Raw genomic sequence first — 21,314 nt, 5'->3', positions numbered from 1 at the left:
CTGAAAAATAACGCTGTCAACATCCGTTTTGAGGCCATCGACAAATGAAAGCAGAATCCGAAAACAACGATAAAAAAATAAGCGTCAGGGATAAAATATTACTGACGGCCCACGATCTGTTTTATTCCACAGGCTTCAGAGCGACGGGGGTGGATACGCTGATTAAAGAGGCGAAAGTGACGAAGGTAACGTTTTATCGCCATTATCCGAGTAAGAGCTTGCTTATTCTCGCCTATTTACACTATCGACATGAAATATGGATTAACTGGTTTGAGGCCACGCTTCGTCGACATCTCGTTGAAGGCCAGACGCCTGCGGACGCTCTATCGGCTACCCTTTGTGAATGGTTTATTTCGCCTGATTTCCACGGCTGTGCGTTTATTAATGCCAGCGCCGAAGCCAAATCCGAAGATATTGAAAGCGAAATAAAAGCGATATGCCGCGATCATAAAATCGAAACAAAGAATATTATTGCGTTGCTGACAAAGATTGCGGATGAGCGCGTCGTCAATGAAATTATGCTGCTCATCGACGGCGCCATTATTCATGCGCAGATGGGCATGGAGACGGATGAGGTCATCACGTCGTTGAAGAGGGCGCTGGCAGGGTTACCCGATGGCAATTGATGCAGCCTGTTTCTTGAGAAAGGCCTTGATGTCACGACGGAAGAGATGACAAGCCTTGAGATACAGCCTGACGCCAGAAAGAGCTTATCTGATGAAGAAATTGCTCGTCGGGTCGCGCATGCGATCGCTGTTTTTATGTGTGCATATTCAGTGGAAAAGCGTTCATAATGAGTTAATTAGGGCAAAGGAACCGAAAAAATGAGAACACAGAAACGATGCCTCGGCTGCGTGGCTATTGTGGTTGATGACTACGATCGCGCCATTGAGTACTACACAGACAAGCTGGGGTTTACCCTGGTAGAGGATACGCCGCAACCGGGTAAACGCTGGGTGGTCGTCTCACCCAACCCGGAAAGCGACTGCAACATTTTGCTGGCTCGTGCGTCTAACGAGAGGCAGGAAGGTTTTATCGGTAATCAATGCGGCGGCAGAGTTTTCCTGTTCCTTCAGACGGATGATTTTTGGCGCGATTACCATGCCATGAAGGCAAAAGGCGTTCATTTCTGCGAAGAACCACGTGAGGAAGAGTACGGTACGGTGGTGGTGTTTGAAGATATGTACGGCAACCGCTGGGACCTCTATCAACATGCCCAACGCGGGTGATTACGCGGGATACCTTCCATGACGCTTCGAATTCGACAGGCCACCGGGGCCGATTCAACGCTATTAAGCGAGTTGGGATATCGTATCTATCCCGCGCATTTTCAGCATTTGTGGGTATCAGATGCAGAGATGAAGGATTTTTTGGACGCCGAGTATGCCCCTTCCGTCATTGAGCAGAGCCTGTCCGAGAGCCATGTTTCCTGGTTTGTGGCAGAAACCGATCGGCCAGTGGGATTTATGAAAGTGACCTGGGACGCCATGCTTCCGGAAACGGACAAGAGGGGCGTTCTCCTCAACAAGCTCTACCTCGATCCTGCCGAGACCGGCAAGCACTATGGTCAGAACATGTTCAATAAAATCATCGACATGGCCCGGAACAGGGGAAAGGACTCTCTCTGGCTGGAAGTGCTTGAGCAGAACGCAGGAGCGTACCGGTTCTACCAGAAGCAGGGCATGCTCTGCATTAAGAACGTCCTTTTTGAAACAGCCTCACAGCAGAGCATACTCAGAATTATGGGGATGTCTCTTTAGGGCCAGGGCTCTCGTCCCGCTGTGCCAGCGACAGCGCGCTGGCGCTGGCGGGATCGAACAGCGAGATGCTCTCAATCTGGTTGAGTAAAATCACCTTGCGGAATGACATGGCGCTGCGGGGTTCCGAGTCGAGCGTAATGTCATGCTCCGCATACCACCGGCTGTAATTATTCTCGATGCGCAGGTTCATCGTCTTCGCATCCCGGTACCCGCTCAACATCGGGATCAGCACGATATTGGCCGTTTTTTCATATTCCAGCGTCGCGGTGTGGATCATACCCACGTAAATCCGCTTCGAGCGGAGCGTGACCTGCGCCAGTTCGCCTTGCTCCATACACTGATAGAGCAGTTGTTCAATCCCGCTCGCCTGGGCAAGCCGTTTGTAGAGCTTTTTCCGACTCTCGCCGTCCAGCCTGGCGCTGCCTGCCCAGTTAGAGCGGTAGAGGCAAAACAGAATGGCAAACGCCAGCATCACCACCACCGGTGCCTGAATGCCTAAAAAACTCCAGTTCATAAAGTCGATTTGCCAGTCGGTGTATTTCGGTGAGGCAAAGTGGAAAGCGTTGTTGGCGGCAGAAAGGGTGAGCAGCAGCAGCCAGAGCAGCCCCGTAGCAATCACCCCCTGCAGAACGAAAATACAGCCGTAAAGCGCAACGAGAAAATAGACGTCCCAGCCAAAGGAACGCTTGATTTTAAAGCGGGTCGACAGGTCGCGGCTGGTGTACCAGTACCCGCAGACCATCAGCACCATAAATATCGCCGTTCCCATATCAGGCCCTCTTCAGCGCGTTAACGTGACGCAGAAAGTCCTGCCGCACCTCGTTGCTCTTGTAGTTCACCGAGGCGTTCCCGTCCTGGTCGATAATGATGCGGTCGCCATCTTCCACGGCTTCAATAATTTCCTGCTGACTCATCACCTGCAGTAAGGATTCCGGGCTTGAGAAGAGGGAGAGAAAGAAACGTTTCATGTCAGGCATCCTTATGAATAAAAAGGATAAGCCTGGAAGATGACCGCTGAATTTGCCTTAAGGATAACCTGAAAGTGAAAGCCGGGTGGCGGCTACGCCTTACCCGGCCTACAAAACCGTCAAATGATTGAGTTATCAAGTTGTTGATATTTATGGTTAATAAAAAATAAATTTGCACAAACTTGGACAAATAACGTTAATTGTGTAAGTTTTAAGTATGCGATTACGCCACGTTGTTTACAGCCAGGATGTGACCCATGAGCACTTTGCCCTCTGTCGTGAGTCGGTTTGTTGAGTACTACGCCGCACTGGATAGCCAGCCGCCGTCCGCGCTGGTCGGGCTTTACCATTCAAATGCCACGCTTGTCGATCCGTTCGGCGAGCACGACGGTATCTTTGCGCTTCAGCGCTATTTCACCCATCTGCTGGCCAACGTCGAGAACTGCCGTTTTTCTATCGACCCGCCGCTCTGCAGCGGGAACCGGTTTGTTGTCACCTGGGTGATGCACTGGTCGCATCCGCGCATTGCCGGAGGCGAACCGCTCGATCTGCCGGGGTGCTCGGTGGTGGAGACGGAAAACGATCTCATCACCCACCAGCGCGACTACTACGATGCGGGAGAGATGATCTACGAACATCTTCCTCTGCTGGGCTGGGCGGTACGCGGCGTGAAGCGGAGGGTCAAATCATGAAGACGGTACTGATTACCGGTGCAAGTTCGGGCATTGGCGCCGGGCTGGCGAAATCCTTCTCCGCTGACGGCTATCATGTGATTGCCTGCGGGCGCGATCCGGCGCGTCTGGAAGCGCTGCATCAGACCTGCCCCAATCTCACCGTTCGCCTGTTCGATATGACGGACCGGGAGGCCTGCCGACAGGCGCTGACCGGCAGCTACGCCGATTTGATTATTCTCTGCGCCGGTACCTGCGAATACCTCGACGGTGGCGTGGTGGATGCAGCGCTGGTGGAGCGGGTCATGAACACCAATTTCCTCGGGCCGGTCAACTGTCTTGAGGCGCTGCAGCCGCAGCTGGTTCGAGGCAACCGCGTGGTGCTGGTGAGCTCGATGGCCCACTGGCTGCCTTTCCCCCGCGCAGAGGCCTACGGTGCGTCCAAAGCGGCGCTGAGCTGGTTTGCCGAAAGCCTGCGCCTGGACTGGGAGCCAAAAGGGATTGCCGTCACGGTTGTCTCTCCGGGCTTCGTCGATACGCCCCTGACGCGAAAAAACGATTTTGCCATGCCGGGTCGGGTGACCGTCGATGAGGCGGTGAAGGCGATCCGTATCGGGCTGGCGGCCGGGAAAATGCACATCGCGTTTCCTGCCGGATTTGGCTTCATTTTGCGGCTGCTCTCAGGGCTGCCTGCTTTTCTTCAGCGCACGCTGCTGCGCAGGATGGTGCGTTCATGAACATTGCAATTATCGGCAGCGGCATTGCCGGGCTGACGTGCGCCTGGCGACTGGCCGGGCACCATCAGGTGACCCTGTTTGAAGCGGGATCCACACCGGGCGGCCATACCGCAACGGTTGACGTGACGACGCCACAGGGCACTTACGCGATCGATACCGGGTTTATCGTCTACAACGACCGCACCTATCCGCGCTTTATGGGCCTGCTCAGCGAGCTGGGTATCAGCGGGCAAAAAACCCAGATGAGCTTTTCAGTACACAATCCCGAGACGGGTCTGGAATACAACGGCCACACCCTGACGTCGCTGTTTGCCCAGCGCCGAAATCTCGTCAATCCGACATTCTGGCGGCTGCTCGGTGAAATCGTCCGCTTCAATCGTCTGGCAAAACAGGCTCTGGACGGGGAAGTGGACCCGAACGCCACGCTGCAGACGTTTCTGGACCAGCACGGCTTTACGCCCTTTTTTGCGCGCCACTATATTCTGCCGATGGGGGCCGCCATCTGGTCATCCTCGCTGCAGGAGATGAAGCGTTTCCCGCTGCCGCTTTTTTTACGTTTCTTCCAAAACCACGGTCTGCTGGATATCACCCATCGCCCGCAGTGGTACGTGGTGCCGGGCGGCTCGCGAGAGTATATCCGCGCGATGCTGGACAAACTGGGCGATCGGCTGACGCTGCATCTCAATTCACCGGTGCAGCGGGTGAGCCGCCACGAGGACGGGGTCTCGCTCCAGCTTGAAAACGGCAGCCATACCTTCGACCAGGTGATATTTGCCTGCCACTCCGGCAGTGCTCTGGCGATGCTTGACGACCCGACCTCCGCAGAGCGCGAGGTGCTGGGCGATATCGGCTGGCAGCGCAACGAGGTGGTGTTGCACAGCGACCCGCGCTGGCTGCCGGTGCGGCCGCGCGCCTGGGCGAGCTGGAATTACCGGCTGAGCGCGCAGGCGCAGGCCAGCGCCTGTGTGACCTACAACATGAACATTCTGCAGGGGCTGCCTGCGGGCAGCCCGCTGTTCTGCGTCACCCTGAACCCGGACGCGGCGGTGGATGAGCGCTTCGTTCTGCAACGCTTCGTTTATGAGCATCCGCTGTTTAACCCGCAAAGCTGGCGGGCGCAGGCGCGGCGCGGCGAGATCAACGGTCACCAGCGGAGCTGGTACTGTGGGGCTTACTGGTACAACGGTTTTCATGAAGACGGCGTGCGCAGCGCGCTGGACGTGGTCAACGCGATAGCGGCCGGAGAGGGGAACTGAGATGAACAGCTGCCTCTATCACGGCGTATTGCGCCACCGCCGCCTTCAGCCGAAAACCCATGAATTTCGCTACAGCGTCTTTATGGCCTGGCTGGATCTTGATGAGCTGCCGCTGCTGGCGTCTGTCGGCGTGCGCCGCAATCGCTTTGCCGCCGCCGCGTTCCATGACGCGGACTATCCGCTCGGCACGCCGCTCAAAGAGAACGTGCTCAGCAGGCTGGAGAGCCTGACCGGGGAACGGCCGGACGGGCGGGTCATGCTTCTGACGCAGTTGCGGTATTTCGGGTTTCATTTTAACCCGGTCAACTTTTACTACTGCTACGACGGGAAGGGGACTCTGCGCTGGGTACTGGCGGAGGTTCGCAACACGCCGTGGAACGAGCGTCATTATTACGCGGTCGACGGGCAACATGCCCAGCCCACGGAAAAAGCGTTTCACGTTTCCCCCTTCAACCCGATGAACATGATCTACCACTGGCTCTTCAACGATCCGGATAACACGCTGCATATGCACATTGAAAATCATCAGGAAGCGAAGGTGTTCGACGCCACGCTCGCCCTGCGCCGGGAGCCGCTGACCCGTCCGGCACTGAGCGCGCTGCTGCTGCGCATCCCGCTTATGACCCTGAAAACCGTTTTCGCCATTTACTGGCAGGCGCTGAGGCTGTGGCTCAAGCGCGTGCCGCTGTATAACCATCCCGTCAGCAGGAGTGAACGCTCATGACCGATCCCGTCTTTGCGTTAGAACCCGATATCCCGCGCAACGTCCGCCTCGCGCGATGGCTGCTGTTTCGTCTGTTAAGCGGCATCCGCGGTGGTTCGCTCACCCTGCGTGAAGGGGCGCAGACCTTCCATTTTGGCGAGCCATCCTCCGCGCTGCACGCCGACGTGCAGATCCTCACGCCCGCCGTCTACTGGCGCGTCTTAACGGGCGGGAGCCTTGCCGCCGCTGAAGCCTGGATGGACGGCGAATGGGAAACCGCGCAGCTCACGCCGCTTCTGCAAATCCTGGCCCTCAACGGCGAGGTGCTTGGCCGTCTTGAGAAAGGGTTCCGGCTGCTTGGCCGACCGCTGGAGCGTTTGCGCCACTGGACGCGGCGTAACTCCCGCGCGCAGGCGCGTGAAAATATTGCCGCCCATTACGACCTGGGCAACACCTTCTATGCCCATTTTCTGGACAGGGAACTGCTTTACTCCAGCGCGCTCTTTACCGCAGACGAGCAGGATCTCACGACGGCTCAGCAGGCCAAAATGGCGCGCCTGTGCGACCAGCTGGCGCTTAGCGAGGCCGACCACCTGCTGGAAATCGGCACCGGCTGGGGGGCGATGGCGGAATACGCGGCCCGTCATTATGGCTGTCGGGTGACTACCACCACGCTGTCGCAGGAGCAATACGTCTGGGCAACCGAGCGGATCGCCCGCGCCGGGTTGCAGGATCGTGTTGAGGTGCTGCTCTGCGACTATCGCGACCTCACCGGGCAGTACGACAAGCTGGTCTCAATAGAGATGATTGAAGCCGTCGGGCAACGCTATCTGCCCACATTCTTCCGGACCTGTCAGGCGCGGCTGCGCCCGGGTGGACGAATGGCGATTCAGGCCATCACCATTCAGGACCAGCGCTATCGCGACTACAGCAAAAGCGTCGATTTTATTCAGCGCTACATTTTCCCCGGCGGCTTCCTGCCGAGCATCACCGCCATGAACGAGCTGATGACGCGCCACACCGATTTCGTGGTGCGCAATCTCTTCGACATGGGGCCGGACTACGCCCGCACGCTGGCGCACTGGCGGCAGCGCTTTGTCCACGCCTGGCAGGAGATTGAAAAGCTCGGCTTTGATGAGCGGTTCCGCCGCATGTGGCTTTATTACTTTGGCTACTGTGAAGCCGGGTTTAATGCCCGCACCATCAGCGTGGTGCAGCTGACCGCAGAGCGCGTATGAGACGATATCTTCAGGTCTTCCTGCTGGCCGTCGCGTTCGATCTCTACTGGGCGCTGGTGGTGCTCTTTCGCGAACAGGGCCTGATTATCTGGCTCGGGCTGGCGATCCTGGCGTGCCTGCTCTTGCCGTCTGTATACCGTTTTTACGCCATTGGGCTGGCCGCGGCGGGCAGTTTGCTGGATACGCTCTGGGCGCTGACGGGGCTGATCGCCTTCACGGGTGATGCCCTGATGCCGCTATGGATGGTGGCATTATGGCTGATGTTCGCCACCGTCTGGACGCAGCTTACGCGCACCACCACGTTGCCCGGCTGGCTGCTCACCCTGCTGGCCGCAGTGGGAGGGCCGGTGGCGTACCTGATTGGCGAGCGGCTGGGTGCCATCACGTTTCTGGAGCCGACCTTTATCGTCGTCAGCTGGATGGCGCCGGGCTGGCTGGTGTTGATGCTGTTTTTCCACCTGCTGATGGGGAGACAAAAATGAGAGCTGCGGTTTTGTTGCTTTGTCTGACGCTGGTTGTTCCTGTTGCCCAGGCCGCCGACTGGCTGGCCTGGCGGAAGGTGGGTGATGCCACGCTCACCTGGGGGCCGTTCACCGTCTATACCTCCCAGCTGCGTACGCCGGACGGGCGTTACGGTCGGGAGAACCAGGATCAGGCGCTGATTATTACCTATGCGCGCGATATCGATCGCGATGAGCTGGTCGAGGCGACCCGCGACCAGTGGCAGGCGCAGGGGATCCTGCAACGGGAACCCCGAAGCGAAGCCTGGTTACAGATGCTCCGCTCTCTGTGGCCGGATGTCCGGCCGGGCACACAGCTGGCGTTTGTGCTCGACGACGGGCAGGGGCAGTTCTGGTATCGCGCGTCAGCGGCGCAAAAAGCCTTTATTCCACTCGGACCGCGTCAGTCAGAAGCGTTCAGCACCCGCTTCCTGGCCATCTGGCTCGACCCTCGCACGCAATACCCTGAGCTGCGTCAGCAGTTAATCGGAGGCCAAAAATGAAACGTATCCTGATGATGGCGCTGGCATTGACGATGCTGCTGGCAGGCTGTAGCACGGAGGTGACCGAGTATCGCCAGCAGCAGCCGCGGCTGGATATCTTCCATTACTTCCAGGGCAAAACCGAAGCGTGGGGGATGGTACAGGATCGCAGCGGCAAGCAGATCCGCCGCTTTCACGTTGAGATTGCCGGGGACGTTATCGGCGATACGCTGACGCTGAACGAGCACTTCGTTTACGACGACGGTGAGAAGCAGCAGCGGGTCTGGCATATCCGCCGCGTGGGGAGCGATCGCTACGAAGGCACGGCGGGGGATATTGAAGGGGTAGCAACGGGGCAGGCCGCCGGCAACGCGTTCAACTGGCATTACAGCATGAACGTGAAGGCCAACGGCAGCACCTGGCTACTGAACTTTGACGACTGGATGTACCTGCAGGATGAGAACCATCTGTTTAATAAAACCGAGATGAAGAAACTGGGCGTCACCGTCGCCACGGTGACGCTGTTCTTTACCCGTAAGACCTCAGCTTAGTCGCGGACGCTGCCGGTTTTGCTGCTGGAGTAGATGAAGTACAGGGCAATCCCCAGGCATACTACCGCGCTCAGACGGCTCGGTGAAAACGAAATGGCGGGATTGCCCAGCCAGCCAAAGTTATCAATCAGCATACTCATGGCGAGCTGGCCGAATATCACCGCCACCGTGGCGACAGCGGTGCCGATCCGCTGTACGGCGAGCACCATTATCACGATATAGGGCACGCCAAACATTGCGCCGAGAAGCTGCCATTTCGGCACGTCCAGCAGCGTGACGGTCTGCTTAGGCTCAAAGAAGAAAATCAGCAGGGCGGTCACCAGCGCGCCGACGGAAAAGGTCAGAAACGCGCTTTTAAATACCCCGACATTGCTGCCGAGCTGGCCGTTAATGGCTGCCTGTATGCTCAGCGTCGCGCCGCCGCAGATGGCCAGAATTATCATCATCAGTGTCATGTGTTTACCCCTTTGCGACCAGTACCAGTGCGGCAATAATAAAAACCAGCGCCACGATGCGTCTTGCGTTTATCTTCCTGTGCGGCGTACCCAGCAGGCCAAAGTGGTCAATGATCAGGCTTTTAAAAACCTGACCTGCCAGAATGCCAATCATCGTCAGCGCGATGCCGATAGTCGGCGTGGCGAGCGTCAGTATGACGACGTAGATCGGACCCAGCACCCCGCCGAGGAGCTGCCAGCCGGGCTGTGCGAAAAACGACGGGCTGTTGCGCGGGCTGAAAAACAGCATCAGCAAAAACGTCAACGCGGCGCCGACGCCAAAAATGCTGAACGTCGCCCATAAATCCCCGACTTTTCCCCCAGGGGGCCCAGCAGTCCCGCCTCGACGGAGAGGCCCATCCCGCCAGCGATCACCAGTAAAATCAAAACCAACTGCATTCTTCTTCCTCCGTTTTCAGGCGAAGAAGATTACGTGGGTTGTGCAATGAGAAAAATGCCATAATGCTGCAAACACCTTTGCAGGATATGCATTAATGGTTGACGCCAGCAACATCAACATCCGCGCGCTGCTGATCTTTATCGACGTGTATGAAGCGCAGAACTTCTCCGTCGTGGCGCGGCGGCAGGGGATATCGGCCTCGCAGATATCGCGCGTGATCCACCAGCTCGAGGATGCGCTCGGGCAGCAGCTTTTCTATCGCAATACGCGGGCCGTCATTCCCACGGAAAGCGGTCATCTGTTTATTCGCTATGCCCGGTCAATGGCGGAAAACCTGGAAGAGGCGCGCCGGGAGCTGGACGCGCGTGCGGTGGAGCCGTCCGGTGCGATCCGCATTAACGGACCGGTGTTTTTCGGCCAGAAGCACATAGCTCCAGGACTTCCCGGCCTGTCGGCACGCTATCCTCGCCTGAGCGTAGAGCTGACGCTGACCGATGATTTTATCGACCCCCACCGGGATGCGGCAGACCTTATCTTCCGCATTGGCGTGCTGACGGACTCGTCGTTTCGCGCGCGGGTGTTTGGGCAGCAGGTGTACCATCTGGCCGCGTCGCCAGACTACGTGCGTAAACACGGTGCGCCAGAAGTGCCGGACGATCTGAACCGCCATCATTGCCTGGTGTATCGCGGATCGTCAGGGCCTAACCGCTGGCTGTTGCGCAGGGCGGGTGAGGCGTGGACACACTATCCCGTGACGCCATTGATGACCTCGAATAATGCGGAAGCGTTGCTGGCTGCGGCGCGGGGAGGGATGGGGATTGTGCTATTTCCGGACTGGCTGGTGAGCGAGCCGCTCCAGCGCGGTGAGCTGATTCCGCTCCTGCCCGCGCTGGAGTGCGCCATCACTACGGAACAACAGGCTATCGCGGCGATCTACCCTGATGCCCGACATCCGCCCCTGAACGTCAGGGCGGTGATTGATTATTACGTCGAGCGCTTTGGTACGCCGCCGTACTGGCAGCGTAAGGGGATTACGCGCCAAGCTCCTGGCGGATAATTTCTGCGCCAGCGCTGAGTGCTTTAAGCTTGCCGTTGGCAACCTGACGGGAGAGGGGCGCCATGCCGCAGTTGGTTGACGGATAGAGCTTGTCGGCGTCGACAAACTGCAGCGCTTTTCGCAGCGTATCGGCCACTTCCTCCGGCGTTTCAACCGTGTTGGTTGCCACGTCGATCGCCCCAACCATCACTTTTTTACCGCGGATCAGCTCCAGCAGATCCATCGGCACGCGGGAGTTGTGGCACTCCAGGGAGATGATGTCGATGTTAGAGGTCTGCAGCTTCGGGAAGGCCTCTTCGTACTGGCGCCACTCCGAGCCGAGCGTCTTTTTCCAGTCGGTATTGGCCTTGATGCCGTAGCCGTAGCAGATGTGGACCGCGGTTTCGCACTTCAGCCCTTCAATGGCGCGCTCCAGCGCGGCGATGCCCCAGTCGTTGACCTCATCAAAAAAGACGTTAAACGCCGGTTCATCGAACTGGATAATGTCCACGCCTGCGGCCTCTAACTCTCGCGCTTCCTGGTTAAGGATTTTGGCGAATTCCCAGGCCAGCTTTTCGCGGCTTTTATAGTGCGCGTCATAGAGGGTGTCGATCATGGTCATCGGCCCCGGCAGGGCCCATTTGATCGGCTTGTCCGTGAGCTGGCGCAGGTACTTTGCATCGTCGACGAAGACCGGTTTCTGGCGCGCAACCGCAGAAACCACGGTCGGCACGCTCGCGTCATAGCGGTTACGAATGCGCACCGTCTGGCGGTTCTCAAAATCGACGCCGCTCAGGTGTTCAATAAAGGTGGTGACGAAGTGCTGGCGGGTCTGTTCCCCGTCGCTGACGATATCGATTCCCGCGCGGATCTGCTCATCCAGAGACAGGCGCAGCGCATCCTGCTTGCCTGCCAGCAGTTCCTGATCCTGTAACTTCCACGGTGACCAGAGCGTCTCAGGTTGCGCAAGCCAGGTCGGCTTTGGCAGGCTGCCAGCCGTTGAAGTCGGGAGCAATGTTTTCATAATAAAAGACCTTTTTTAATGTATTAAAGCGTGTAGTTATCAGACCACTGCTCAAGAATGTGTTTGTAAGGCTTAATAAAGTACTCTTCGGTAAACCGACCCTGTTCAATCGCCAGACGGCTTCGCTCTTCCCGGTCATACACAATTTTGGTTAAGGAGTGATCCTGCTGGTTCAGATCCGGTCGGTAGCACAGCCCCGCCGCCGAGTTGGCGTTATAAATTTCCGGGCGATAGATCTTCTGGAACGTCTCCATCGTGCTGATGGTGGCGATCAGTTCGAGGTCGGTGTAATCACTCAGCAAATCCCCGGTAAAAAAGAACGCGAACGGCGCCACGCTGTGTTCCGGCATAAAGTAGCGCACGCTCAGGCCCATCTTCGCGAAGTACTGCTCCGTAAGGGATTCGCCATCCGGCTGGTACTCAACGCCCAGCACGGGGTGCTGGTTACCGGTGCGGCGATAGGTATCTTTGCTGGAGACGCTCAGGCAAATCACCGGTCCTTTTGTGAAGTTCTCTTTGTATTCAGGTGAATTCACAAAATGGCGGAAGATATTGCCGTGCAGTTCGCCAAATTTTTCCGGAATGCTGAAGTGCTGCTGGTTCTTGTTGTGCTCCAGCAACAGCACGCTGAAATCATAATCCCGCACGTAAGACGAGAAGTTATTCCCGACGATGCCAGGGATACGCTGGTTGTTTTTCTTGTCGACAATGGTGGTTTGCAGTATCTCAATGGCCGGGAACGGCTTTTCCGCGCCAATATTCAAATCGACAGAGATGATTTCCAGTTCAACCGCATAGCGATCGGCGTTTGGGTTATCCCAGCGCGCTAAAGCGTTAAAGCGGTTGTTGATCATCACCAGCGTATTGCGCAGGTTTTCCTGACGCTTTTCCCCGCGGGCCAGGTTGGCGAAGTTGGTGGTCGTACGCGTATTTTCTGACGGGTTGTAATTCTCATCGAAGCAACTGCGCTTAAGGGTATATGTGAAAGCTTTGCTCATTGTGGTTATGCATCCTAAGTTCATGTTGCTAAGAAGTTACCAATGCATAATTTATGCCTGAGACCGTGGCGCAGGGGAAGTGACTTAATTTCAATGCAACATGAGGGAAGTTCATGAATAGGATTGCGCACAGCCTGGAGAGGAAAGTGAGAGAGTAAGGGGCATCGCGTCCCTTAGCGTTATGCTGTAGGGCGTTCGTTCCAGGCGTCACTGTGCATTATGTTCCCATCAACGATGCGCCAGGTAATTTTTTCGTACTGCAGACTTACGCTTTCAACATGGTTCATTTTATCGTTGGCAGCGATTTTCACGTTCGGCACGCTGCAGTTAACACCCGTAACCTTTACGTTCTCCATTAGTACAGTGTAATAACAGACTCCCTGTCCGGCATCATTAATATGATAGAACTTAATTTCAGCGCTTTTGAGTGCCTGACCGGTAGATGCTTCTTTGTAAAGGTAGGGCGTGGCGCTATCAACTTCCTTTTCAATCCGCATAGATGAGTGTTGACGCGTGCCGGTGATCTTGCCGTTAGCGCTGTCTACCGGGAGGTTTAGGCCATGACTCAGTCCTATGATCTCAATGCTACCTTCACGATCCTGAACATCTACAGAACCTTTAATATGTGCTCCACCGTCGTCTTTTAGCCACATGTAGGGAGGAATAGGCATTCTTTATTTCCTTATTTTATTGAGTAGTAGCGTTGTTAAGCGGTAAATAACCGTAGCGAGGGTCAGTACGATTAAAATATCGATATTGGTATATGTGTCGTATAGTGTTTCAGCATTCACATCACCATAAATAAAATCACATAGAGATGAGACCACGTCATGATCAAGATAGCGTTCAGCAGGTCCCAATGTGCGGCCTACTAAAATGCTGATGCATAGAAACCAGACCGTTTTGAACAGCCTGATGCCCCATTTAAGGGCACGCGTTGGTATATCCACTTTCACTCACCTCAACCCAACCGCGTGCCATCAGTGAACGCATACAGGGAACCTGAATAAGCTCTGTACTCATGAGAGCATTCCGGATCAGTGCGTAACCAGAATTATGGGCAATCGTGATACATCCTTCAGATACCGTACCCGGATGCAGCCGAAACAAGCCCCGATAGACGTATCAATCCAGGTACCATCATCAATTCCCCAGTCATCCTTGTATAAAGCAAACCACTCATCGCGGCCAAATTCTGCACCGGACCTGACCTGATTCCACCGATCCTGAACCTTCGCTTTTAAATCTGAAAAGAAACCTCCAGTCCCTCTGTCAACAATCCAGTATTTACCTGGGGGAGACCCTTTAACTGCACCACAAAATCCGTTGTTTCTGTAAATTCCCTGCCCGGAATGCGCCTTAAACACGCCAACGCCGTGCAGGTTAAAAGGCGCATAGTCAGCACCATTTAGCAGCATCGTTCCTTTTAAGGCCATCTTTTCTCCACATCCTTTTATTAAGAGAAATTCAGCCTACGCCTGACGTGACCATAGATATTCAACCCACATCATATTTATGAACGGCTCATTTTTTTTAAGAAAATGACCTGACAATTTTTAATCACGCTTTCGCGTTAACCTTAGTAAATGCTGAATGAATAATGAACCAGACTCAGCTAACAAAACGCCATGCCTGCTTCTCTGGCACACGCTCTGCAATTCCCGCTATAATCCCCAAAATTTCCAACCGGTTTAGAAATAATCATGACAAAACTCACCTTACAAGAGCAGATGCTGAAAGCGGGCCTCGTCAGCAGCAAGAAAGCGGCGAAAGTGCAGCGCACGGCAAAGAAATCACGCGTTCAGGCGCGTGAGGCTCGGGAAGCGGTAGAAGAGAACAAGAAGGCGCAGATCGAGCGTGACAAGCTGCTGAGCGAGAAGCAGAAGCAGGCCGTGCTGGCGAAAGAGTTTAAGGCGCAGGTGAAGCAGCTGATCGAGATGAACCGCATCACCGTCTCAAGGGGCAACATCACCTTTAACTTCACCGACGGCAATGTGATCAAGAAAATCGAGGTCGACAAGCAAACCCAGGCTCAGCTGATCAACGGCCGCCTTGCGATTGCCCGCTTGGTCATCAACGCCAGCGGCGACTGTGAATACGCGATTATCCCGGCGGTAGTGGCCGATAAAATTGCCCAGCGCGATGCCGACAGCATCGTGTTAAACAGCGCGCTCAGCCATGAAGAGCAGGACGAAGACGATCCGTACGCGGACTTCAAAATCCCTGACGATTTGATGTGGTAAACCGCGTTCAGAACGGGGCGGCGTGACGGGCGTTAACCGGCTGGCCGCTCACGGGATGAATAAAATTCAGCTCGCTGGCATGCAGCATCAGCCGGGGCGTTTCTTCTGCGCCCGGCGCATCAAGACCGCCATACAGGTCGCAACCCAGAATCGGGTGTCCCAGCTGCTGGCAGTGAATACGCAGCTGATGGGTTCGCCCGGTCTCCGGGATCAGTTTCACCCGCGTTAACGGTAATCCCGCCCCCTGATAAAACCGTTCCACAACCTGGTAGCGGGAGCGGGCGGGTTTACCGGTAATGGCGCAGATCGACATCAGCGGGAACAGCGCCGGGTCTTTGGCAATCGGCGCATCAATGACCCCTTCATCATTTTCCACGTGGCCGCAAAGCAAGGCGCAGTAGACTTTCTCCACGCTGCGCTGGCTAAACTGCTGGCACAGTGCCGCGTTGATGGCCTTATTACGCGCAACCACCATCAGCCCGGACGTGCCAAAATCCAGACGGTGCACCAGCGTGCAGCCAGGGAACGTCTGAACCAGACGATAATGGACGGAATCAAGGTTTTGCGGATTTTTGCCCGAGAGGCTGAGCAGGCCGGAAGGCTTATCGATCAGCAGCAGATGTTCATCCTGCCAGAGGATCTGAATGTCATCGTGACACGGTGGAGCAATAAAAGAATCAATGATCGCAGACATCAGGCCGCCCGGCTGGAGAGTGGGAGCGGATGATAGCGAAATGCGGGGGAAAAGAAAAACCCTCCCACCGGGCGGTGAGAGGGTGAAGTCTTACGCTGCAACCAGGCTGTCGATGGCGGCTTTCGCGTCGGTCTGCGCTTTGGTCGCCACTTCAGGACCGTAAGCGATGCCTTCCGCGAACACGAAGTTCACGTCAGTGATGCCGATGAAGCCCAGGAACAGGCTCAGGTACGGCGCAACCAGGTCGGTTGGGGTATCTTTATGGATACCGCCGCGGCTGGTCAGTACGATCGCACGCTTGCCTTTTACCAGACCTTCAGGGCCGTTCTCGGTGTAACGGAAGGTTACGCCAGCGCGCGCCACCAGGTCGAAGTAGTTCTTCAGCTGGGTTGGGATGTTGAAGTTGTACATTGGGGCGTTGATGACGATAACGTCATGCGCCTGCAGCTCAGCAATCAGCTCGTCGGACAGGGCCAGGGCTTCCTGCTGACGCGGGCTCAGCGGCGCATCGCTTGGGCGCAGCGCGCCAACCAGCTCGCCATCAAGCACAGGAATGGGGTTTGCAGCCAGGTCACGCACGGTGATTTCGTCAGCAGAATGCTGTTCACGCCACTGTTCAACGAAGTAATCAGACAGCTGACCAGACTGAGAGTACCCTGCCAGAATACTGGATTTCAAAACTAATACTTTGCTCATGGGTGATTCCTGTTGTTGCATTTGATTGAAGGGGGTTGCCCCGTTGCTTGTTGACACTCTATTCACAATCCTGCCACAGAGATAGCGCAATATATCGAAGCCTATGTTCGAATTTTTTGAATAAGGCACGAAAGGCGTCAGTGTGGTACTCTATAGCAATCATTAAAAAGAGAGTTTATCAGGGCGTGTACTGCCCTTTAACGCTATGACAGAACAACAAAAATTCACCTTCCCGATGCTCCTGCAACAGCTCGATTCTCTGACGCTGCGTGATAAACAGCGCTTCGCCCGCCGTCTGCACGGCGTCAAGAAGGTTAAAAATCCTGATGCTCAACAGGCCATTTACCAGGAGATGGCGAAAGAGATTGAACAGGCGGCAGGGAAGGTTGTGCTGCGCGAAGCTGCGCGCCCGGCAATTACCTACCCGGAAAACCTGCCCGTCAGCCAGAAGAAACAGGACATTCTTGAGGCCGTACGCGACCACCAGGTGGTGATTGTCGCGGGTGAAACCGGTTCGGGGAAAACCACCCAGTTGCCGAAAATCTGTATGGAGCTGGGCCGCGGGATCAAAGGCCTGATTGGCCACACCCAGCCGCGTCGTCTGGCGGCGCGCACCGTCGCCAACCGTATTGCCGAAGAGCTGCAAACGGAGCCGGGTGGCTGCATTGGTTATAAGGTGCGATTCAGCGACCACGTGAGTGATAACACCATGGTCAAGCTGATGACCGACGGTATTCTGCTGGCGGAAATTCAGCAGGATCGCCTGCTGATGCAGTACGACACCATCATCATTGACGAAGCGCACGAGCGCAGCCTGAACATCGACTTCCTGCTCGGCTACCTGAAAGAGCTGCTGCCGCGTCGCCCGGATCTGAAAGTGATCATCACCTCCGCGACCATCGACCCGGAACGCTTCTCGAAGCACTTCAACAATGCGCCGATTATTGAAGTGTCGGGACGCACGTATCCCGTGGAAGTGCGCTATCGCCCGATTGTGGAAGAGGCGGATGATACCGAGCGCGACCAGCTGCAGGCCATCTTCGATGCCGTTGACGAGCTGGGTAACGAAAGCGCGGGCGACATCCTGATCTTCATGAGCGGCGAACGCGAAATCCGCGATACCGCCGACGCGCTCAGCAAGCGCGACCTGCGCCACACCGAGATCCTGCCGCTGTATGCCCGCCTGTCCAACAGCGAACAGAACCGCGTCTTCCAGCCGCACAGCGGACGCCGCATCGTCCTGGCGACCAACGTGGCGGAAACCTCGCTGACCGTGCCGGGCATTAAATACGTGATCGACCCGGGCACGGCGCGCATCAGCCGCTACAGCTACCGCACCAAGGTCCAGCGGCTGCCGATTGAGCCCGTTTCGCAGGCGTCTGCTAACCAGCGTAAGGGCCGCTGCGGCCGCGTGTCGGAAGGGATCTGTATTCGTCTCTATTCCGAAGACGATTTCCTGTCGCGCCCGGAGTTCACCGACCCGGAAATTCTGCGCACCAACCTGGCGTCCGTTATCCTGCAGATGACCGCCCTGGGGCTGGGCGACATCGCGGCGTTTCCGTTCGTCGAAGCGCCGGATAAGCGCAACATTCAGGACGGCGTGCGTCTGCTGGAAGAGCTCGGGGCGATTACCACCGACGAGCAGGCAACGGTCTATAAGCTGACGCCGCTGGGCCGCCAGCTCAGCCAGCTCCCGGTCGACCCGCGCCTGGCGCGTATGGTGCTGGAAGCGCAAAAGCACGGCTGCGTGCGCGAGGCGATGATCATTACCTCGGCGCTCTCCATTCAGGATCCGCGCGAGCGTCCGATGGACAAACAGCAGGCCTCGGACGAAAAGCACCGTCGCTTCCACGACAAAGAGTCCGATTTCCTCGCCTTCGTGAACCTGTGGAACTACCTCGGCGAGCAGCAGAAGGCGCTCTCCTCGAACCAGTTCCGCCGCCAGTGCCGGGTGGATTTCCTCAACTACCTGCGCGTGCGCGAGTGGCAGGATATCTATACCCAGCTTCGCCAGGTGGTGAAAGAGCTGGGCATTCCGGTGAACAGCGAACCGGCGGAGTACCGCGAAATCCATATCGCGCTACTGACCGGCCTGCTGTCCCACATTGGGATGAAGGACGCCGAGAAGCAGGAATATACCGGCGCGCGCAACGCCCGTTTCGCCATCTTCCCGGGTTCTGGCCTGTTCAAGAAGCCGCCGAAGTGGACCATGGTCGCGGAACTGGTGGAAACCAGCCGCCTGTGGGGACGCATTGCCGCCCGTATCGATCCCGAATGGGTGGAGCCGGTGGCGCAGCATCTGCTTAAGCGCTCGTACAGTGAACCGCACTGGGAGCGCGCGCAGGGCGCGGTGATGGCGACCGAAAAAGTGACCGTTTACGGCCTGCCGGTGGTCGCCGCGCGCAAGGTCAACTACAGCCAGATCGATCCGGCCCTGTGCCGCGAGCTGTTTATCCGTCACGCGCTGGTGGAGGGAGACTGGCAGACGCGCCACGCCTTCTTCCGCGAAAACCTGAAGCTGCGCGCGGAAGTGGAGGAACTTGAGCACAAGTCCCGCCGCCGCGACATTCTGGTGGACGATGAAGCGCTGTTCGAGTTTTACGACCAGCGCATCAGCCACGATGTGATTTCCGCCCGCCACTTCGACAGCTGGTGGAAGAAGGCCAGCAAAGAGACGCCGGACCTGCTCAACTTCGAAAAGAGCATGCTGATTAAAGAGGGGGCGGAGTCGGTCAGCAAGCTCGACTACCCGAACTTCTGGCATCAGGGCAACCTCAAGCTGCGTCTGACCTATCAGTTTGAGCCGGGCGCGGATGCCGATGGTGTGACGGTGCACATTCCGCTGCCGCTGTTAAACCAGGTCGACGAGAGCGGTTTCGAGTGGCAAATCCCCGGCCTGCGCCGCGAGCTGGTGATTGCGCTGATCAAATCCCTGCCGAAACCGGTGCGCCGCAACTTTGTGCCTGCGCCAAACTACGCGGAAGCGTTTTTGGGCCGCGTCACGCCGCTGGAGCTGCCGCTGCTGGACGCGCTGGAGCGCGAGTTCCGCCGCATGACCGGCACCACCATCGACCGCGACGACTGGAACTGGGATCAGGTGCCCGATCACCTGAAAATCACCTTCCGCGTGGTGGACGATAAAAACAAAAAGCTGCTGGAAGGGCGTTCTCTGAGCGAGCTGAAAGAGGCGCTGAAAGGCAAAGTCCAGGAGACGCTCTCTGCGGTGGCCGACGACGGCATCGAGCAGAGCGGGCTGCATATCTGGAGCTTTGGCCAGCTTCCGGAAAGCTACGAGCAGAAGCGCGGCAACTATAAGGTGAAAGCCTGGCCGGCGCTGGTGGACGAGCGCGACAGCGTGGCGATCAAACTGTTTGATAACCCGCAGGAACAGCAGCAGATGATGTGGCGCGGGCTGCGTCGCCTGCTGCTGCTCAACATCCCGTCGCCGATCAAGTATCTGCACGAGAAGCTGCCTAACAAGGCCAAGCTGGGTCTCTACTTTAACCCGTACGGCAAGGTGCTGGATCTGATTGACGACTGCATCTCCTGCGGCGTGGACAAACTCATTCACGAGGCGGGCGGCCCGGTCTGGACGGAAGAGGGCTTTGCTCAGCTTCACGAGAAGGTGCGTGCGGAGCTGAACGACACCGTGGTGGAGATTGCCAAACAGGTCGAGCAGATCCTCACCACCGTGTTCAATATCAACAAGCGTCTGAAAGGGCGCGTGGATATGACCATGGCGCTGGGTCTGTCGGACGTGAAGGCGCAGATGGCGGGGCTGGTTTACCGCGGCTTTGTCACCGGCAACGGCTTTAGCCGTCTTGGCGATACGCTGCGCTATCTGCAGGCGATTGAAAAACGGCTGGAGAAGATGGCTATCGACCCGCACCGCGACCGCGCGCAGATGCTGAAAGTGGAGAGCGTGCAGCAGGCGTGGCAGCAGTGGCTGAACAAGCTGCCGCCCGCGCGCCGCGACGATGAAGACGTGCAGGCGATCCGCTGGATGATCGAGGAGCTGCGCGTCAGCTTCTTTGCCCAGCAGCTCGGTACGCCGTATCCGATTTCGGATAAGCGTATCCTTCAGGCGATGGAGCAGATTTCCGGTTAAACCCTTGCCCGGTGGCGCTGCGCTTACCGGGCCTACGAGTGCGAAATGTAGGCCGGGGAAGGCAAAGCCGCCACCCGGCTGGTTATCGTTCTACAATCGCCAGCGTAAACCCATCCCATCCCTTAATCCCCACCGTTTGCAGCGCGGTGGCGGTTAAGCGCGGGTTATCGCCCATCATCTCAATAAAACGCCGCACGCCCAGCACGCGCGCGTCGTCGCTTTGGCCGTTAATGACTTCGCCATCACGGACCACGTTATCGCCGATAATTACCGTACCGGGGCGGGAGTAGTGCAGCGCCCATTCCAGATAGCCGGGATTGTTTGGCTTATCGGCATCAATAAAGATCAGGTCGAACGGCGGAACCTCACCGAAATTCTCCAGCGAGCTCAGGGCCGGGCCTTCAATTAATTCAATACGTTCGTCTAGCCCCGCGAGGTGAATATTCTGGCGGGCAACCCCGGCATGCGTCGGATCGGCCTCAAGCGTAATCAGCTTACCGTCCGGCGGCAGCGCGCGCGCCATCCAGATTGAGCTGTAGGCACCCAGCGTCCCGATCTCAAGAATGCGTCTTGCCTGCGTCATGCGCACGAACAGCGCCAGCAGCTGCCCCTGATTAGCCGCGACATCATGTTCAGGCAGCCCGGCACGTTTGTTGTTTTCCAGCACCTGATTCAGTACGTCATCGTCAGGAATAAGTGACGAAATCATGAAATTATCAACTGCAGACCACTGTTGTTGCATAGATTGTCTCCTG

The 21,314-nt window shown here is 56.8% G+C and carries 24 protein-coding genes and 2 pseudogenes; 14 read left to right on the top strand and 12 right to left on the bottom strand.

Features of this window, described 5'->3' with window-relative positions:
• The first annotated feature begins 44 nt into the window (after nucleotides 1-44).
• From ACOTXI_RS09090 to ACOTXI_RS09080, 3 genes are all read left to right on the top strand, one after another.
• Nucleotides 45-626: a TetR/AcrR family transcriptional regulator gene (locus tag ACOTXI_RS09090; protein ID WP_058653762.1), complete on the top strand. Its 582-nt coding sequence runs from the start codon at nucleotides 45-47 to the stop codon at nucleotides 624-626.
• Nucleotides 627-824: 198 nt separating this feature from the next.
• A complete protein-coding gene (locus ACOTXI_RS09085) occupies nucleotides 825-1,229 on the top strand; it encodes a VOC family protein (protein ID WP_008502334.1) in 405 nt (134 codons plus the stop codon).
• 18 nt (nucleotides 1,230-1,247) lie between these two features.
• Nucleotides 1,248-1,760 carry a GNAT family N-acetyltransferase gene (locus ACOTXI_RS09080; RefSeq protein ID WP_058653761.1) on the top strand — a complete coding sequence of 171 codons (513 nt, stop codon included), beginning with the start codon at nucleotides 1,248-1,250 and terminating at the stop codon, nucleotides 1,758-1,760.
• Here the strand turns inward: ACOTXI_RS09080 and ACOTXI_RS09075 are convergent.
• The gene (locus ACOTXI_RS09075; RefSeq protein ID WP_058653760.1) at nucleotides 1,741-2,529 is read right to left on the bottom strand and encodes a hypothetical protein; all 789 of its coding nucleotides are present in this window, start codon (nucleotides 2,527-2,529) and stop codon (nucleotides 1,741-1,743) included. The two genes, ACOTXI_RS09080 and ACOTXI_RS09075, sit on opposite strands and share 20 nt — an antisense overlap.
• Before the next feature lies 1 nt (nucleotide 2,530).
• On the bottom strand, nucleotides 2,531-2,728 hold the full coding sequence (locus tag ACOTXI_RS09070) for a hypothetical protein (RefSeq protein WP_008502331.1): 198 nt from the start codon (nucleotides 2,726-2,728) through the stop codon (nucleotides 2,531-2,533).
• A gap of 257 nt (nucleotides 2,729-2,985) precedes the next feature.
• On the opposite strand from ACOTXI_RS09070, the gene ACOTXI_RS09065 reads away from it, so the two are divergent.
• From ACOTXI_RS09065 to ACOTXI_RS09030, 8 genes are read left to right on the top strand one after another with little or no spacing between them, the layout of a single operon-like run.
• On the top strand, nucleotides 2,986-3,420 hold the full coding sequence (locus ACOTXI_RS09065) for a nuclear transport factor 2 family protein (RefSeq protein WP_008502330.1): 435 nt from the start codon (nucleotides 2,986-2,988) through the stop codon (nucleotides 3,418-3,420).
• Nucleotides 3,417-4,136, top strand: coding sequence for an SDR family NAD(P)-dependent oxidoreductase (locus tag ACOTXI_RS09060; protein ID WP_023344081.1), 720 nt, complete (start codon nucleotides 3,417-3,419; stop codon nucleotides 4,134-4,136). Before ACOTXI_RS09065 ends, ACOTXI_RS09060 begins: the two co-directional genes overlap by 4 nt.
• A complete protein-coding gene (locus tag ACOTXI_RS09055; protein ID WP_058653759.1) occupies nucleotides 4,133-5,392 on the top strand; it encodes an NAD(P)/FAD-dependent oxidoreductase in 1,260 nt (419 codons plus the stop codon). The genes ACOTXI_RS09060 and ACOTXI_RS09055 overlap by 4 nt, the downstream gene beginning before the upstream one ends.
• A 1-nt stretch (nucleotide 5,393) precedes the next feature.
• Nucleotides 5,394-6,116, top strand: a complete 723-nt coding sequence (locus ACOTXI_RS09050) for a DUF1365 domain-containing protein (RefSeq protein ID WP_058653758.1) — start codon at nucleotides 5,394-5,396, stop codon at nucleotides 6,114-6,116.
• Nucleotides 6,113-7,333 carry an SAM-dependent methyltransferase gene (locus tag ACOTXI_RS09045; protein ID WP_058653757.1) on the top strand — a complete coding sequence of 407 codons (1,221 nt, stop codon included), beginning with the start codon at nucleotides 6,113-6,115 and terminating at the stop codon, nucleotides 7,331-7,333. The genes ACOTXI_RS09050 and ACOTXI_RS09045 overlap by 4 nt, the downstream gene beginning before the upstream one ends.
• Nucleotides 7,330-7,815: a DUF2878 domain-containing protein gene (locus ACOTXI_RS09040; RefSeq protein ID WP_008502325.1), complete on the top strand. Its 486-nt coding sequence runs from the start codon at nucleotides 7,330-7,332 to the stop codon at nucleotides 7,813-7,815. The genes ACOTXI_RS09045 and ACOTXI_RS09040 overlap by 4 nt, the downstream gene beginning before the upstream one ends.
• Entirely contained in the window at nucleotides 7,812-8,336 is a 525-nt protein-coding gene (locus tag ACOTXI_RS09035; RefSeq protein ID WP_058653756.1) for a hypothetical protein, read from the top strand. The genes ACOTXI_RS09040 and ACOTXI_RS09035 overlap by 4 nt, the downstream gene beginning before the upstream one ends.
• Nucleotides 8,333-8,866: a DUF3833 domain-containing protein gene (locus ACOTXI_RS09030; RefSeq protein ID WP_032651763.1), complete on the top strand. Its 534-nt coding sequence runs from the start codon at nucleotides 8,333-8,335 to the stop codon at nucleotides 8,864-8,866. Before ACOTXI_RS09035 ends, ACOTXI_RS09030 begins: the two co-directional genes overlap by 4 nt.
• On the opposite strand, the gene ACOTXI_RS09025 is transcribed toward ACOTXI_RS09030, so the two are convergent.
• Entirely contained in the window at nucleotides 8,863-9,321 is a 459-nt protein-coding gene (locus tag ACOTXI_RS09025; protein ID WP_058653755.1) for a DMT family transporter, read from the bottom strand. The two genes, ACOTXI_RS09030 and ACOTXI_RS09025, sit on opposite strands and share 4 nt — an antisense overlap.
• Before the next feature lie 4 nt (nucleotides 9,322-9,325).
• A pseudogene (locus tag ACOTXI_RS09020) lies at nucleotides 9,326-9,759 on the bottom strand (DMT family transporter).
• Between the two features lie 95 nt (nucleotides 9,760-9,854).
• Between ACOTXI_RS09020 and ACOTXI_RS09015 the strand changes: the two are divergent.
• Complete coding sequence (locus ACOTXI_RS09015) at nucleotides 9,855-10,817, top strand: LysR family transcriptional regulator (protein ID WP_032651765.1); 963 nt, start codon at nucleotides 9,855-9,857, stop codon at nucleotides 10,815-10,817.
• Here the strand turns inward: ACOTXI_RS09015 and ACOTXI_RS09010 are convergent.
• From ACOTXI_RS09010 to ACOTXI_RS08990, 5 genes and pseudogenes are all read right to left on the bottom strand, one after another.
• Nucleotides 10,792-11,820 (bottom strand): methionine synthase, encoded by a 1,029-nt coding sequence (locus tag ACOTXI_RS09010; RefSeq protein ID WP_021241377.1) that lies wholly within the window; start codon nucleotides 11,818-11,820, stop codon nucleotides 10,792-10,794. The genes ACOTXI_RS09015 and ACOTXI_RS09010 overlap by 26 nt on opposite strands.
• Nucleotides 11,821-11,843: 23 nt before the next feature.
• Complete coding sequence (locus ACOTXI_RS09005; protein WP_025911259.1) at nucleotides 11,844-12,818, bottom strand: DUF1852 domain-containing protein; 975 nt, start codon at nucleotides 12,816-12,818, stop codon at nucleotides 11,844-11,846.
• Nucleotides 12,819-12,997: 179 nt separating this feature from the next.
• Entirely contained in the window at nucleotides 12,998-13,489 is a 492-nt protein-coding gene (locus ACOTXI_RS09000; protein ID WP_087855470.1) for an Hcp family type VI secretion system effector, read from the bottom strand.
• Between the two features lie 3 nt (nucleotides 13,490-13,492).
• Nucleotides 13,493-13,768 (bottom strand): hypothetical protein, encoded by a 276-nt coding sequence (locus ACOTXI_RS08995; protein ID WP_071580356.1) that lies wholly within the window; start codon nucleotides 13,766-13,768, stop codon nucleotides 13,493-13,495.
• A pseudogene (locus ACOTXI_RS08990) lies at nucleotides 13,743-14,254 on the bottom strand (DUF2778 domain-containing protein). Before ACOTXI_RS08990 ends, ACOTXI_RS08995 begins: the two are co-directional and overlap by 26 nt.
• A 267-nt stretch (nucleotides 14,255-14,521) precedes the next feature.
• Here ACOTXI_RS08990 and ACOTXI_RS08985 point away from each other — a divergent pair.
• Nucleotides 14,522-15,061 carry a DUF2058 domain-containing protein gene (locus ACOTXI_RS08985; RefSeq protein WP_058653753.1) on the top strand — a complete coding sequence of 180 codons (540 nt, stop codon included), beginning with the start codon at nucleotides 14,522-14,524 and terminating at the stop codon, nucleotides 15,059-15,061.
• A 7-nt stretch (nucleotides 15,062-15,068) separates the two neighbouring features.
• Here ACOTXI_RS08985 and ACOTXI_RS08980 read toward each other — a convergent pair whose 3' ends face one another.
• Entirely contained in the window at nucleotides 15,069-15,755 is a 687-nt protein-coding gene (locus ACOTXI_RS08980) for an RluA family pseudouridine synthase (protein ID WP_058653752.1), read from the bottom strand.
• Between the two features lie 90 nt (nucleotides 15,756-15,845).
• Nucleotides 15,846-16,451, bottom strand: a complete 606-nt coding sequence (gene azoR, locus ACOTXI_RS08975) for an FMN-dependent NADH-azoreductase (protein WP_008502313.1) — start codon at nucleotides 16,449-16,451, stop codon at nucleotides 15,846-15,848.
• 205 nt (nucleotides 16,452-16,656) lie between these two features.
• Here azoR and hrpA point away from each other — a divergent pair, with 205 nt between their 5' ends.
• Nucleotides 16,657-20,559 (top strand): ATP-dependent RNA helicase HrpA, encoded by a 3,903-nt coding sequence (hrpA, locus tag ACOTXI_RS08970; RefSeq protein ID WP_087855471.1) that lies wholly within the window; start codon nucleotides 16,657-16,659, stop codon nucleotides 20,557-20,559.
• An 82-nt stretch (nucleotides 20,560-20,641) separates the two neighbouring features.
• On the opposite strand, the gene ACOTXI_RS08965 is transcribed toward hrpA, so the two are convergent.
• On the bottom strand, nucleotides 20,642-21,314 hold a 673-nt coding region (locus ACOTXI_RS08965), incomplete at its 5' end, for an O-methyltransferase (RefSeq protein ID WP_421766137.1).

The sequence above is a fragment of the Enterobacter cloacae complex sp. BZL2005 genome, assembly GCF_049238885.1.
Classification (GTDB): domain Bacteria; phylum Pseudomonadota; class Gammaproteobacteria; order Enterobacterales; family Enterobacteriaceae; genus Enterobacter; species Enterobacter roggenkampii.
Note: the sequence above shows the minus strand (reverse complement) of the source record. Positions and strands in the feature narration are given on the sequence as shown.

Coding starts and splice junctions, on each gene's coding strand:
- ACOTXI_RS09090 (WP_058653762.1), top strand. CDS start 45: ATGAAAGCAGAATCCGAAAACAACGATAAAAAAATAAGCGTCAGGGAT.
- ACOTXI_RS09085 (WP_008502334.1), top strand. CDS start 825: ATGAGAACACAGAAACGATGCCTCGGCTGCGTGGCTATTGTGGTTGAT.
- ACOTXI_RS09080 (WP_058653761.1), top strand. CDS start 1,248: ATGACGCTTCGAATTCGACAGGCCACCGGGGCCGATTCAACGCTATTA.
- ACOTXI_RS09075 (WP_058653760.1), bottom strand. CDS start 2,529: ATGGGAACGGCGATATTTATGGTGCTGATGGTCTGCGGGTACTGGTAC.
- ACOTXI_RS09070 (WP_008502331.1), bottom strand. CDS start 2,728: ATGAAACGTTTCTTTCTCTCCCTCTTCTCAAGCCCGGAATCCTTACTG.
- ACOTXI_RS09065 (WP_008502330.1), top strand. CDS start 2,986: ATGAGCACTTTGCCCTCTGTCGTGAGTCGGTTTGTTGAGTACTACGCC.
- ACOTXI_RS09060 (WP_023344081.1), top strand. CDS start 3,417: ATGAAGACGGTACTGATTACCGGTGCAAGTTCGGGCATTGGCGCCGGG.
- ACOTXI_RS09055 (WP_058653759.1), top strand. CDS start 4,133: ATGAACATTGCAATTATCGGCAGCGGCATTGCCGGGCTGACGTGCGCC.
- ACOTXI_RS09050 (WP_058653758.1), top strand. CDS start 5,394: ATGAACAGCTGCCTCTATCACGGCGTATTGCGCCACCGCCGCCTTCAG.
- ACOTXI_RS09045 (WP_058653757.1), top strand. CDS start 6,113: ATGACCGATCCCGTCTTTGCGTTAGAACCCGATATCCCGCGCAACGTC.
- ACOTXI_RS09040 (WP_008502325.1), top strand. CDS start 7,330: ATGAGACGATATCTTCAGGTCTTCCTGCTGGCCGTCGCGTTCGATCTC.
- ACOTXI_RS09035 (WP_058653756.1), top strand. CDS start 7,812: ATGAGAGCTGCGGTTTTGTTGCTTTGTCTGACGCTGGTTGTTCCTGTT.
- ACOTXI_RS09030 (WP_032651763.1), top strand. CDS start 8,333: ATGAAACGTATCCTGATGATGGCGCTGGCATTGACGATGCTGCTGGCA.
- ACOTXI_RS09025 (WP_058653755.1), bottom strand. CDS start 9,321: ATGACACTGATGATGATAATTCTGGCCATCTGCGGCGGCGCGACGCTG.
- ACOTXI_RS09015 (WP_032651765.1), top strand. CDS start 9,855: ATGGTTGACGCCAGCAACATCAACATCCGCGCGCTGCTGATCTTTATC.
- ACOTXI_RS09010 (WP_021241377.1), bottom strand. CDS start 11,820: ATGAAAACATTGCTCCCGACTTCAACGGCTGGCAGCCTGCCAAAGCCG.
- ACOTXI_RS09005 (WP_025911259.1), bottom strand. CDS start 12,818: ATGAGCAAAGCTTTCACATATACCCTTAAGCGCAGTTGCTTCGATGAG.
- ACOTXI_RS09000 (WP_087855470.1), bottom strand. CDS start 13,489: ATGCCTATTCCTCCCTACATGTGGCTAAAAGACGACGGTGGAGCACAT.
- ACOTXI_RS08985 (WP_058653753.1), top strand. CDS start 14,522: ATGACAAAACTCACCTTACAAGAGCAGATGCTGAAAGCGGGCCTCGTC.
- ACOTXI_RS08980 (WP_058653752.1), bottom strand. CDS start 15,755: ATGTCTGCGATCATTGATTCTTTTATTGCTCCACCGTGTCACGATGAC.
- azoR (WP_008502313.1), bottom strand. CDS start 16,451: ATGAGCAAAGTATTAGTTTTGAAATCCAGTATTCTGGCAGGGTACTCT.
- hrpA (WP_087855471.1), top strand. CDS start 16,657: ATGACAGAACAACAAAAATTCACCTTCCCGATGCTCCTGCAACAGCTC.